We start from the raw sequence: 13,381 nt of genomic DNA on the forward strand, positions 1-13,381 counted from the left end.
CCTAGTTTTCCTGTGTTGCCCCATCGACGGAGATGAACCTGTCTTTGACAGCATCCGGGATCGGAAACCGGGCGGATGCGTCATGCGTCAGTAAGACGAGTACACAGTTAAAGCTCGCCCGCAGCGTACCTCCCGACCAAAGCGTCTGTGCCAGCGTGAAGGAGGTATTGCGAAAGGCGGTACAGCCACATGTCACAACGTAGTCTTCATCCATGCGCATTTCCTGGCGGTAATGGATTTCGCCGGACCTGATGACGATCCTGGGGTCAGTGCCGCGGCCCATGTATCGCGAAATGCCCCAATCCTGCGTGTAGCGGATGCGCAGGCGCTCGAACCAATGCATATAAACGGCGTTATTGACGTGATTGAGCACATCGAGTTCGGAGAACCGCACCTGATCGGCCATTGCCAGCGGGGCGGGCGGGGTGATGCCAAGGGCGCTCTGTGCGTCGGCGGACAAGGGTGTGTGGTACTGGAGGCTCATGTTGTGGCCATACGTGTTGCGACCTGCTTTGCCAAGGCTTGCCAGAGCCGGTTTCCCTTGGCACCTTGGCATGACGTATATTTTCTCGAGAATTCTTGCACCTGACCGGTGGATCGGAGACGCCCATGCTTGGCCAGATGATGACAGCGCCCTTGTTGATTTCTTCGCTTGTCGACCACGCCGCACGCTATCACGGCCAAACGGAAATCGTCTCGGTGAACACAGGGGGCGGCACGGAAACGGTCAATTGGGGCAGCGTCGCCCGGAACGCCAAAGCACTCGCCTCCGCGCTGACCGGTCTGGGGCTCTCGAAGCAAGCCCGGTGCGCCACCATCGCCTGGAACAATCGACGCCACCTTGAGATCTATTTCGGGGTCTCGGGCAGCGGCTTTGTCTGCCACACGATCAACCCACGCCTGTTCCCTGAACAACTGATCTACATCATCAATCACGCAGAGGATGAGGTGCTGTTTATAGACGCAACTTTCGTGCCTCTGGTGGCGGCAATCCGCGATCAGCTTACCTCGCTGAAACACATCGTTCTGCTGGAGGCGCGCGCGGATGAAGCCGCCAAGACATTGCCTGACATCATCGCCTATGATGATCTGATTGCCAGCGGTGATGACAGATTTGAATGGCCACAGTTTGATGAGCTGACAGCTTCCAGCCTGTGCTACACCTCCGGCACTACCGGCAACCCCAAGGGCGTGCTCTTTTCGCATCGCTCCACGGTGCTGCATAGTTTCGCCTGCAATCTTGCCGACAGCATCGGGTTTTCGGCAATGGATGTCGTATTGCCAGTGGTGCCGATGTTTCACGTCAATGCCTGGGGCTCCCCTTACGCCTGCGCCATGGTGGGGGCGCGCATGGTTTTACCGGGTCCGGGGCTTGATGGCCCCTCTCTTGTGGCCCTGATTGATCGGCACAAAGTCAACATCGCGCTGGGGGTTCCAACGATCTGGATGGGGCTTCTGGGTGAAGCTGAGAAGGCCGGTAGCTCGCTGGAAAGCCTTAGGAAAACGGTTGTCGGCGGATCCGCTTGTCCACCCTCGATGATCAAAGCGTTTCGAGACCGTTACGGAGTGGAAACCCTTCATGCATGGGGCATGACGGAGATGTCCCCGATTGGCAGTGTAAACCAACCGCTGGCCAAGCATCTGGACCTGGAACTCGACGCACTGCGCCGGCTGCGGGAAAATCAGGGCAGGCCGCCCTGGGGCGTAGAGCTTGCGATTGTCGATGATCAGGGAAACCCATTGCCACATGATGGCAAAACGCAGGGCGAGCTGTTGGTTCGCGGTCATTTCATCCTTGATGCTTATTTCCGCACGTCCAGCGAGGAGACTTTGCAGAATGGTTGGTTCAACACCGGTGACGTGGCCACGTTGGACCCCGACGGCTATCTGACGATCTGTGACCGCTCCAAGGACATTATCAAATCGGGCGGCGAATGGATCAGTTCGGTGGAACTGGAGAACATCGCCATTGCGCATCCGGATTTATCCGATGCTGCTGTCATCGGCGCACGCCATGCCAAATGGGACGAGCGACCCGTGCTGGTCGCCGTGAAAGCCGAAGGTCGAAATCCAACATCCGACGAGCTTCTGACTATTTTTGACGGCAAAATCGCCAAATGGCAGACGCCGGATGCAGTGGTCTTTGTCGATGCCTTGCCTCGCAACGCCACGGGCAAGGTTCTCAAGCGTGACTTGCGGGACACGTTCGCGAACATCTTGATGCAATAAGCCTCTGTTAACGCTTATCCCGCAGACTTGAGCAAGAAAGTGTGCAACCTAAAGGTAACTGATGCGTCTCAGTGCTCTTGTTGCGTGCAGAGCCTCTAACCCTTGCCGGAGTTCCGCCATGAAACTGTCTGCGATGATCCTCGCTGCTCTTCTTCCCACCACAGCACTTGCCGGACCTGATCGCCTGTCGATCCTGTTGGGATCCGAGCATGTAAACTCCACAGAGGATTTTCAGGAATTCAATCCCGGTGTTTTTCTAACCTGGGAGCAGGAGACCTTCGACTATAGCGTGGGTGCGTTTTACAACAGCTACGAAGATGTCTCGGTGATTGCCTCCATCGGGTATGATGTAGAGATTGCGCCGGAATTCGAGGTTGGCGTTTTTGCCGGTGTGGCACTGTACCCGGGCGAAGGGGATCGGTTCAGCCATGCGATTGGCGACCTTGTCCCGCTTGCCGGTTTGCAGGCGCGGTACAGAAACTTTTTCACTCAGCTGATCCCGACCAACGCCGATTCTGTCGATGCCGTGATCACCTTCGGGCTGACGTTCGAGCTGAACTGACGAACCGGGGTAGAAGTTGGAGCGGGTAGCGGGAATCGAACCCGCAATGTAAGCTTGGGAAGCTCGCGTGATACCTTTTCACCATACCCGCGCTCGCGTTTTGGATATTGATTTCGCGTCATAGCGTCAAGGACGATCACGCTGCCTTGCGGTGCGCCTGGAAGAAATTGATCTCGGCTGGAATGCGCACACCTTGAGACGACGCAAATGGTTCGAAAGCGGTTTCAAGACGTGCTGCAACGGCCGCGAAATCTCCGTCTGTTCCGTTAAAATGCGACAGGGTGCGCGCGGCCGGACCAATGCTAATCGCCAGGGCGGCCACTTCTGCGGGTGTGCCGTATGGCGTCAGGTACATGTCAACCGTTTCCGCTGCGGTCCGTTCAAAACCGGCGTTAGCAAGAATTCGGACCACCACATCCACATTGCGCATGCTGAAAGGCCCTGGAGCGTCAGGATCCACCGGCGGGGGTGATCCGAGGTGAGCCTTTGCTGCCTGTGCTGCGCATGTGAACCACGGGTTGTTCGGAATTTGGCCCCAAGTCGCAAAAGTCACCTTGCCGTTATGTTTTAAGGCATTGTGTATGTTCGTAAATGCGGCAGTGGGTTCAGAAAAGAACATCACGCCGAAACGGGAAACCATGTGCTCGAACTTTCCTTGCTCAAAAGGGTGTTCAGCAACATCGGCCATCAGAAAATCGACATTGGCGACACCTGTGGAACGATCCCGCGCCCGTTCCAGCATCGTCGAGGAAATATCTGCCCCAAGCACGAATCCAGACGGTCCGACCCCTTCTGCGGCTTGCAAGGTGCTGGCGCCGGTGCCGCATCCAGCATCCAGAACCTTGTCGCCCGGTTGCAGGTCAGCGCGGTCCAGCGTTCCATCCAGAACCGGCTGGAAAAGCGCGTCGAGGGCTGCTTGTTGCGCAACCCATTTCAGACCCGCATCCGTTGTCCAGAATTCCGCCTGATCGGCGTTGCCGGCGTTCACGCGCGACGTCTCCTGCGCCGCCCGCCGCCCGAGCCATCATCAGCGCCGCCGCCTCCGGTGTTGAAAGTGGCTGTCGGCAGGGTGACGATGGAATTGAGGATGGGGAAGGGCTCGACCGCGTTTGGAATGGCGGAGGCGTTGACAAAATGCTCCTGAAACCGTGGCTCGATGGCGGTCTCGACCTTGTGGATTGCCCGCACCGTAGCCTCGATTTCAGCGCGCGCAGCAGTGTTGAGCAAGGCAATGCGCGCGCCCGTTCCGGCGGCATTCCCGGCGGAGGTCACCTTGTCGAGCGCTGCGTCCGGGATCATGCCCAGAACCATGGCATGTTTGGGGGAGATATGTGCGCCGAACGCGCCAGCGAGTACGACACGGTCCACATTGTTGACGCCGAATTTATCCATCAGCAGACGTGCACCTGAGTATAGCGCGGCTTTTGCCATCTGGATTTCGCGGATGTCGCGGTTGGTGATGGTGATCAGGGGGCCACCTTGGGCGGTGCCGTCGTAGACGAGGTAGGAGTTTGTGCGCCCGTCCTGAAAGCAACGATCAGAACCTGTCTGCTCCGCTGAGCCAATCAGGCCAGGTGCATCCACGATCCCGTTCAGACGCATCTCGGCCACCATTTCGATGATGCCGGAGCCGCAGATGCCAGTGACACCGGTGGCGGCGATCATCTCGTCAAACCCCTCTTCATCCGACCAAAGATCCGACCCGATCACCTTGAAACGCGGGGCCTTGGTTGCGGGGTCAATTTCCACCCGTTCAATGGCACCGGGGGCAGCCCGTTGGCCGGAGCTGATCTGCGCCCCCTCAAAGGCGGGCCCCGTGGGTGAGGAGCAGGCCAGAACCTTATCCTTGTTGCCCAGCAGGATTTCCGCATTTGTGCCCACATCGACCACCAGAACGAGATCGTCGGATTTATCGGGGGCTTCGGACAGGGCCACCGCTGCCGCATCGGCACCCACGTGGCCCGCAATGCAAGGCAGCAGGTAAATGCGGGCGGAGGGGTGAATGTTCAGTTCCAGATCATCCGCCCGCAGACGCAGGGCGTTGTTTGTCGCCAGCGCAAAGGGGGCCTGACCCAACTCAAAGGGATCAATGCCCAAGAGCAGGTGATGCATGACCGGATTACAGACAAAAACCGCATCGACAATCAGGGTTTTGTCGATACCCGCTTCGGTTGCGATCTGGGTGAACAATGCGTTCATGCCCTCCCGCACGGCGCGCGTCATTTCCTCGGCACCCTTGGGGTTCATCATGGAATAGGACACGCGGCTCATCAGGTCTTCGCCAAAGCGGATTTGCGGGTTCATCACACCCGAGGACGCCAGAACGGTACCGGTTTGTAGATCACACAGATGTGCTGCAATGGTGGTGGAGCCGAGATCGACCGCGAGACCGTAAACTGTCCCGTCATAATACCCGGGCCAGATGTTCATGATGCGGGGTTTGTTCTCCTGATCGCCCAGATGCACGGCAACCGTGACCTTCCAATCGCCCTTGCGCAGGATGGGCTGCATCATTTGCAGAATGTGCAGATCGGCGGTGACGTCGTGAAGGTCCCATTGGTCCTGCAAGGCATCGCGCAACCGCTCCAGATCACCTGAGGGGTCGTGCATGTCCGGCTCGGCCACTTCGATGTAATAGAGCTTGGTGGAGGGATCGAGGATGATTTCGCGCGCTTCGGCACGTTTGCGCACCACCTGCTTGTGCACCTGGCTTTCGGGGGGCACATCAATGACCACATCGCCCTGCACGGTCGCCTGACAGCCAAGACGGCGGCCCTCTTTCAGCCCGCGTTTGTCCTGATAGCGCTGCTCGACCTTGTTCCATTCCGACAGCGCATCCTTGGCCACTGTCACGCCGTGTTTGGAGAATTCGCCGTAGCTGGGGGTGATCTGGCATTTCGAACAAATGCCGCGCCCGCCACAAACCGAATCGAGATCGACCCCCAATTGCCGTGCGGCGGTCAGGATCGGCGTGCCCACGGGAAAACGGCCGCGTTTGCCGGAGGGCGTAAACACCACCAAAGGATCAGTCGTCATGGATGAGGTACCTGTATCACTGCGTTACCCGTAGCATAGCGATGATGGCTCGGAGGGAAAGCCAATCCACGTCACATCATGCCGCAGGGGCGGCATGGATGGCGTGCTATCCGCGATGTCCAGCATGGAAAATGAACCCAAGTGTGTTCAGCAGAATTTGTGCTGCCAGAATGGATGTGGAGCCAGTCGGATCATAGTCGGGTGCCACCTCGACCAGATCAATACCCACGATCTTATGGGCATTGGCGACCCCCTGAAGCAGTTCCAGCACTTCGTAGTAGAGAAACCCGCCGTGGCTTGGCGTGCCGGTGCCAGGTGCGATCGACGGACAAAACGCATCAATGTCGATGGTGATGTAAATATCTGCGTCCTCGGGCAGGGTGCGCAACAGCCCCTCAATACCCATGTTGCGCGCCTGACGGACAGAGATGATCTGCGAGCTCATCTTGCGGGCATCGGCGTAACCTTCGCGCGCGGTTGAACTGACGTTGCGAATGCCCACTTGTGTCAGGCCGGAAACATAGCTCTGTTCGGCTGCGCGGCGCATCGGGTTGCCATGCCCGTGGCGCACGCCGTGGCGCTCATCCACGAAATCCAGATGCGCATCGATTTGCAGAACGTGAATGTCGCGCCCCTGATATTCCGGCCCCGAAAAGGCGCGAATGCAGGGAATGTTGATTGAATGATCACCGCCAATGACAACCGGAAGCGCCCCGGCGGAGAGGATTGCCCGCACCCCGCTTTCGATATTGGCATGACTTTTTTCGGTGTCGGTATGCACGATATCCGCATCACCGATATCCACGATGCGCACGGTTTCCGGCAGGTAGGTTGCGTCATCCTCGTGATCATAAGCGCCTGCATGTCCGAAGCTGAAAAGTGTCGAGGCCTCGCGCACGCCGCGCGGCCCAAACCGTGCACCGGCCCGCCATTGGGTGCCCGCATCAAACGGTGCGCCCAAGACCGCGACATCCGCCTTGATGGCGGTCCAGTCCGGCTCGTAGGGTCTCTTGCCGAAGGTCGAAATTCCTACAAAGGGCAGATCAAGCCTGCCTGCCTCATACCCGTGTCCGCTCATTGGTCTCTCCGCAAAATCGTGTCGCGGCAGCATTACGCCCGCCGACGGCTTTGGCAACGGTGATCGCGAGGGCTATGCGCCCATTTTGCCCCTTTCCATTTTGGGTGGGCCATGAAATAGGAAACTGCCAAATGAGACACTCCGAAAGCGAGGTTGCTATGGAGATTCGTGAGGCCCTGACCTTTGATGATGTGTTGCTTGTGCCGGGGGCGTCTTCGGTGCTGCCCTCCACGGCGGATACCAGAACGCGTGTCACCCGCGCCATTTCAATGAACATTCCGCTGCTCAGTTCGGCGATGGATACGGTGACCGAAGGGCGGATGGCCATTGCCATGGCGCAGGCCGGTGGTATCGGCGTCGTACACCGCAACCTCAGCATCGATGAGCAGGCACGCGAAATCCGCCGGGTGAAACGGTTTGAGAGCGGCATCGTCTACAACCCGATCACCCTGCGCGCGAACCAGACCCTGGCCGATGCAAAGGCCCTGCAAGACCGCTACCGCGTCACGGGCTTCCCGGTTGTGGATGATCAGGGCCGGGTTGTGGGGATTGTCACCAACCGCGACATGCGCTTTGCCAGCGACGACAAGACGCCGGTTTCGGTGATGATGAGCTCAGACAACCTCGCCATTCTGCACGAACCCGCCGACCGTGAAGAAGCCATCAGCCTGATGAAGGCGCGCCGTATCGAAAAGCTGCTGATCACCGACAAGGATGGCAAACTGACCGGTTTGTTGACGCTGAAAGACACCGAACAGGCGGTGCTCAATCCGACGGCGTGCAAGGATGCGTTGGGGCGTTTGCGGGTGGCTGCGGCCACAACCGTCGGGGATGCGGGTTTTGAGCGCTCCGAGGCTCTGGTGGACGCAGGGGCCGACATGATTGTGATCGACACGGCTCATGGCCATTCCGAAGGGGTGGCCGCCGCCGTGCGTCGCGCCAAAAGCCTGAGCAATGAGGTGCAGATCGTGGCAGGTAATGTCGCCACCGGTGAAGCGACCCGCGCGTTGATCGACGCAGGCGCTGATGCGGTCAAGGTCGGGATCGGGCCGGGCTCGATTTGCACAACGCGCATGGTCGCAGGTGTCGGGGTGCCTCAACTGACCGCGATCATGGATTGCGCAGGCGCCGCAGGGAACACGCCGGTCATCGCGGATGGGGGTATCAAGTTTTCCGGTGATTTTGCCAAGGCCATTGCTGCGGGCGCGTCCTGTGCCATGGTGGGCAGCATGATTGCAGGCACGGACGAAAGCCCCGGAGAGGTCATTCTCTATCAGGGCCGCAGTTTCAAAAGTTATCGCGGCATGGGCAGTCTCGGGGCCATGGCCAGCGGGTCAGCGGATCGCTATTTCCAGAAAGACGCCGCCTCCGACAAGCTGGTGCCTGAAGGGATTGAAGGGCAGGTCGCCTATAAAGGCAGCGCAGGCGCGGTCTTGCATCAGCTGGTCGGTGGTCTGCGTGCCGCGATGGGTTATACCGGCTGTGCGACCGTGGATGAGATGCGCACGAACTGTAATTTCGTGAAAATCACCGGGGCGGGTCTCAAGGAAAGCCACGTGCATGATGTGCAGATTACCCGCGAGAGCCCGAATTACCGGGCGGGCTGATAGGGAATTCGCGCGGCGTAGCCCGCATTTTGCGAATATCCGGCCTTGAAATCGGATGTGGGTATTGCTGACTGAGCGGGAAAAGCTTTGCAGAATATTGGGAAAGCTCAGAGCAGGGCTTGAATTGATGCGTCGAAAAAGCAACGTCGTTGATGGCGGCTCTATGACACGAAACGGATGATGGCGGCACAAGCGTTATGACACCGGCGGCCCGCATAAGCGCGGCAATTCACTTGATGGATCGTATTCAGGCAGGCGAACTGGCGGACCGTGCCTTGGCAGACTGGGGACGCAAGAACCGTTACGCCGGTTCAAAGGACCGGGCTGCGATTGGAGACATTGTCTTTGAGGTACTGCGGAGAAAACAAAGCCTTGCCGCACTTGGTGCAGGCGAGACGGGACGCGCACTCTTGCTCGGCTACGTGCGTGCACATGGTCAAGATCCTGAAACCGTCTTCGGTGTGGATCGGTACGCACCACCAGAGTTGACGGACGTTGAGCGCGCCTCGGCAGGGTCCGTTGAAGCCCATGACGGCGAAGGTGCTGACTTTCCCGACTGGCTTTGGCCTGATCTGGCGCGTTCTCATGGGGAGCAAGCGCAGGCGATTGCACAGGCCATGCGAAACCGGGCACCCGTCCACCTTCGGGTGAACCTTGCGAAATTGAGCCGCGAGAAGGCAATCGCCTCACTTGCCCTTGAGGTAATAGTCGGCGAGCCCCATGCGTTGTCTTTATCGGCCGTAGAGGTCTTGGAAGGATCGCGAAAAATCCGAAACTCAAGGCTCTACAAGAACGGAGAAATCGAGCTGCAGGACGCGTCCTCGCAGGCGGTCGGCGACCTGGTCCCGCTCAAGCAGGGCGAGAGATTACTCGATTTTTGTGCAGGCGCGGGCGGCAAGGTGCTGGCGGTGGCCGGACGCATTGCCGGAGATTTTTTTGCCCATGATGTCGACCCACGCAGAATGAAAGACCTGCCCGTCAGGGCCTCCCGGGCCGGCGTGTCCGTCAAGCAAGTTTCGCTCAGGGATGCGCAACAGGGACCGCAATTCGATACAGTTCTGGTCGACGCCCCATGCTCAGGCAGCGGTTCGTGGCGTCGCGACCCCCAAGGGAAATGGTTGCTGACCCCCGAGAAGCTCGGTCACGTTGTGGACCTGCAAAAGGAAATCCTTGATCAGGCGGCCAAACTTGTCCGGGCACAGGGTCATCTTGTGTATGCGACATGCTCGTTGCTGGAGTGCGAGAACGCATTTCAAATAAAAGAGTTCTTGAGCCGCAGCACCGCATTTTCGGTCGCGGTCGAGCGACATTTTACGCCTCTGTCTGGTGGTGATGGATTTTACTGTGCTGTCCTGCGCAGAGATTGAACGCTGATGGCAAACCGATCATTCACCGACACTTTCTGACGGGCAATTACATGTTTTCAAGCGAAGCCGATTGTGGTTCCCGGCTATCGAATGGGCCAATGGATCGCGTAGTTTTCAGTGTCGTGACATTTAACCCTTGGTTTTAATCTATCGAGCGACCTAAAAACCCTGTGTTGCACGCGGCGCGGCCGGTCTCACCAAATGCTTGGTTTACGCAACTTGTTGGCTTGCTAGATTGGAAAACGAACACTTCATCGCGGCCTTTCGTCAGCGGCTGCCAGGTCAGATTTGTAAGTTGCAACACAGGTTTGCGGTAACATTGGCGATGACGGGTGCAATAGAGTACACTTGACGCGAGTTTAATGCTCGGCATACTCAACTTGAACGGGCATTGCCTGACGTGGTTAAGCCAAGATTAACTCATCAGGCGTGTTAATGCTGAAGCGATTCGAAACTTCTGGGAGCTAGATTTTGTCGCGCCACGCGTTGTCTCCATCCAAATTGACCCGTTTTGCAATAGATGCACAGAAGCGTCTGGGCACACTCGTTTTGATGGCCGTTCTGTTGGGTGTGCTGGCATTGGCGTCGCCGGATATCCTGGCGCGCAAGGTGCTCTTTTCGGCATGTTTGTCGCTTCTTGTCTTGAGCTGCATCCTGATGTCGCTTGCACAGCGTTATAAAAAGAGCAATTCCGCGACCGTTTCATTGCTTGCAGATTTCATTGGAAACGATTCCTCCCCAAGTTTTCTGACAGATCAGGAGGGCGAAATTCTCTCTGCGAATGTCGCCGCCCGAAAACGATTTACAAAAGATATCGAAGATACGATCAGCGGTACCCTGAAAAACACCCTGGCAAATCCCAGCGGGATCGTCTTTCGCCTGCAGACCCGCGCAGAACTCGAAGGATCAGCACGAGAAGATTTGGTGACCCGGAAGGGTCATATTCGCCTTGTTGTCCATCAGGCCGGTTCGGAAAAATTCCTGTGGCGGCTGGATGATGTGCCGCTTGCGGCGCAACAGGCCGAGGGGCCGACGTTGCCGATGATCCTGATCGGGCGGACGGATGCAGTCCTTTACATGAACGAGGCTGCCCGGAAATTGGCCGGTGGTCGGATCAAAACACTGGACCGCCTGTTCAAGCACCTCCCTGTCGTGCCGGGCACGGTATGCGACATCGCTGGCGTCGAGGGTCCGACCCGCGCGCTGGTGAGTGAAGTTGATGCCGGCGCTGGCAGACGCGCGCTCTATTTGTTGCCGCCCGGGTCCGAGCCGATGGTCAAGGACGGTTGGAATGTCTTTCAGGACTTGCCGGTCCCGCTCCTCAAAGTTTGCCCTGATGGACGGGTGCAATCTTATAACCGTCAGGCCGCTGGGCTTATTGGGGTAGCGCTCAAGGACGAAGTGCAACTTTCCGACCTGATGGAGGGTCTGGGCCGCTCCATAACCGATTGGCTGACCGAAACGCTTGCCGGACGGACTGCGCAGAATTCGGAGTTCCTGAGGCTGAAGCGCACTGACAAGGAAGTCTTCGTTCAGGTAACCCTCAATCGTGTGACCGAAGAGGGCAAACCTGCGCTGATCGCGGTGCTCAACGATGCCACCGAGCTGAAGTCACTGGAAGCCCAGTTCGTGCAAAGTCAGAAGATGCAAGCGATCGGGCAGCTCGCCGGCGGTGTGGCGCATGATTTCAATAATCTGCTCACGGCGATCTCCGGCCATTGCGACTTGCTTTTGCTGCGACATGACCAGGGAGATCCTGATTTCAGCGATCTGGTTCAGATCAACCAGAACGCCAACCGTGCCGCTGCTCTGGTCGGGCAGCTCCTCGCATTCTCGCGCAAACAGACCCTGCGTCCCGAAACGCTCGACATGCGGGACACACTTTCGGACCTCACGCATCTTCTGAACCGTCTCGTGGGCGAAAAGATCACGCTGACACTCAGCCACGACCCGGTTCTGGATCCGATCCGCGCTGATAAGCGTCAGCTTGAGCAGGTCCTGATGAACCTTGTGGTCAATGCCAGAGATGCAATGCCACAAGGCGGGCAGATCAGAATCGTGACCGAATGTACCGATCTGGAAAAGCCTCTCGAACGGGATCGTGTAAGCGTTCCGCCAGGTCGATACGTTACCGTGCAGGTTTCCGACGACGGTGTGGGAATTCCATCGGACAAGCTGCAAAAGGTGTTTGAGCCGTTCTTCACCACCAAGAGGACCGGGGAGGGGACTGGCCTTGGTCTTTCCACGGCCTATGGCATTATCAAGCAGACTGGCGGCTATATCTTCGTGGACAGTACGGTCGGGACGGGCACTTGTTTCACGCTCTATTTCCCGGTTCTTGAACACCCTGAAACCGCAGCCCCGGCCGAGCGACAGATCGCTGCAAAACCTACCGGAAAACATGGCGATGGCGTGATCCTGTTGGTGGAAGACGAAGCGCCCGTGCGCGCCTTCGCCAGCCGCGCATTACGCCTGCGGGGATACACGGTGCTGGAGGCAGATTCTGCTGAAGCCGCCCTCAAAACCCTTGAAGACGCTTCGCTGAATGTCGATGTCTTTGTGACGGACGTGGTGATGCCCGGTATGGATGGGCCAAGTTGGGTGCGCGAAGCGCTGAAAGAACGGCCCGGCGTGCGGGTGGTGTTTGTCTCGGGGTATGCCGAGGACAGCTTCGGCGAAACACAGATCAAGATTCCCAATTCGGTCTTTCTGCCCAAACCATTTTCCCTCAACGACCTGACGGATACGGTGCATCAGCAACTACACTGACAACCCCTTTGGGCGAACGCTGTCATAGAGTTCAAATTCAGCGGCGCACTTGCGTCTGAGCCTGTCTTCAACCTCCTTGGATAGCGACAATGCCATCTCCGGGGAGGTATTTTCGCGCCCGATATCCGGCAAAACACCGACGCGATCTTTCAGGAACGCCTGTATGAGAGCCTGGTTTTCATAAGCAAAAAGATATGTCACGCGGGTGCCATTCGCTTGTGGTGCCAGAAAACGGGCCTGGCTGCCCACATCTGCAAAGGGCGGCGGTTTGCCTTTGCTGTAGGCCATCACGAATTCGTCAAAACTCACGTCGAATGTGGCCTTTGGGTCGCCACGCATCGAAGGCCGCTGACGATAGCGATACCAGCTTCCCAGCCAGCTGATCGGTTCGCGCACGACCGCCATGACCTGGAGTTCAGTGCCGCAAACCTTTTCATACATTGGTCGAATGAAGCGATTGTAGCGATAGAGAGGTGCATGTTTGAGCGCGGGTGGGTTGCTGATGACATGATCTGCGACCACAGAATATGCTTTTTCATAGGCGGTCGTGCCGGTTTTCGGAATGGACAGAAATACCAGACGCGGTTTGTAAAAGACGAGCACCTGAACCGCTCCCGAAAACAAGTTGATGTATTTAAACTACTCTTTAACGAGTTTCGGAAAGAAATGAATTAGTGAAATTTTGATTGAAATGTTCTCCTTTTGGTCTCATAAGGAACGTAATGAGAACATT

The 13,381-nt window shown here is 57.6% G+C and carries 10 protein-coding genes and 1 tRNA gene; 5 read left to right on the top strand and 6 right to left on the bottom strand.

Annotated elements, in window-relative coordinates:
- Position 1: 1 nt before the first annotated feature.
- Positions 2-484 (bottom strand): acyl-CoA thioesterase, encoded by a 483-nt coding sequence (locus ACOTTU_RS05250; RefSeq protein ID WP_425656327.1) that lies wholly within the window; start codon positions 482-484, stop codon positions 2-4.
- A gap of 125 nt (positions 485-609) precedes the next feature.
- Here ACOTTU_RS05250 and ACOTTU_RS05255 point away from each other — a divergent pair, with 125 nt between their 5' ends.
- A complete protein-coding gene (locus tag ACOTTU_RS05255) occupies positions 610-2,229 on the top strand; it encodes a long-chain fatty acid--CoA ligase (protein WP_425656328.1) in 1,620 nt (539 codons plus the stop codon).
- 118 nt (positions 2,230-2,347) lie between these two features.
- Entirely contained in the window at positions 2,348-2,791 is a 444-nt protein-coding gene (locus tag ACOTTU_RS05260; RefSeq protein ID WP_425656329.1) for a hypothetical protein, read from the top strand.
- A 17-nt stretch (positions 2,792-2,808) separates the two neighbouring features.
- On the opposite strand, the gene ACOTTU_RS05265 is transcribed toward ACOTTU_RS05260, so the two are convergent.
- From ACOTTU_RS05265 to speB, 4 genes are all read right to left on the bottom strand, one after another.
- Positions 2,809-2,882 (bottom strand) — tRNA-Gly (locus ACOTTU_RS05265).
- Positions 2,883-2,927: 45 nt separating this feature from the next.
- Entirely contained in the window at positions 2,928-3,779 is an 852-nt protein-coding gene (locus ACOTTU_RS05270; protein WP_425656330.1) for a class I SAM-dependent methyltransferase, read from the bottom strand.
- Entirely contained in the window at positions 3,776-5,827 is a 2,052-nt protein-coding gene (locus tag ACOTTU_RS05275) for an ASKHA domain-containing protein (RefSeq protein ID WP_425656331.1), read from the bottom strand. The genes ACOTTU_RS05270 and ACOTTU_RS05275 overlap by 4 nt, the downstream gene beginning before the upstream one ends.
- Before the next feature lie 106 nt (positions 5,828-5,933).
- Positions 5,934-6,905, bottom strand: a complete 972-nt coding sequence (gene speB / locus ACOTTU_RS05280; protein ID WP_425656332.1) for an agmatinase — start codon at positions 6,903-6,905, stop codon at positions 5,934-5,936.
- Positions 6,906-7,063: 158 nt separating this feature from the next.
- On the opposite strand from speB, the gene guaB reads away from it, so the two are divergent.
- The 3 genes from guaB (at position 7,064) to ACOTTU_RS05295 (ending at position 12,648) form a co-directional block, all read left to right on the top strand.
- Positions 7,064-8,512: an IMP dehydrogenase gene (guaB, locus tag ACOTTU_RS05285; protein ID WP_425656487.1), complete on the top strand. Its 1,449-nt coding sequence runs from the start codon at positions 7,064-7,066 to the stop codon at positions 8,510-8,512.
- Between the two features lie 197 nt (positions 8,513-8,709).
- The gene (locus ACOTTU_RS05290) at positions 8,710-9,879 is read left to right on the top strand and encodes an RsmB/NOP family class I SAM-dependent RNA methyltransferase (RefSeq protein ID WP_425656333.1); all 1,170 of its coding nucleotides are present in this window, start codon (positions 8,710-8,712) and stop codon (positions 9,877-9,879) included.
- Between the two features lie 552 nt (positions 9,880-10,431).
- Positions 10,432-12,648 carry a PAS domain-containing hybrid sensor histidine kinase/response regulator gene (locus ACOTTU_RS05295; RefSeq protein WP_298918476.1) on the top strand — a complete coding sequence of 739 codons (2,217 nt, stop codon included), beginning with the start codon at positions 10,432-10,434 and terminating at the stop codon, positions 12,646-12,648.
- Here the strand turns inward: ACOTTU_RS05295 and ACOTTU_RS05300 are convergent.
- On the bottom strand, positions 12,640-13,251 hold the full coding sequence (locus tag ACOTTU_RS05300; RefSeq protein WP_425656334.1) for a gamma-glutamyl kinase: 612 nt from the start codon (positions 13,249-13,251) through the stop codon (positions 12,640-12,642). The two genes, ACOTTU_RS05295 and ACOTTU_RS05300, sit on opposite strands and share 9 nt — an antisense overlap.
- Positions 13,252-13,381 lie beyond the last annotated feature (130 nt).

It is taken from the genome of Roseobacter sp. EG26 (assembly GCF_049830555.1).
Lineage (GTDB): Bacteria > Pseudomonadota > Alphaproteobacteria > Rhodobacterales > Rhodobacteraceae > Roseobacter.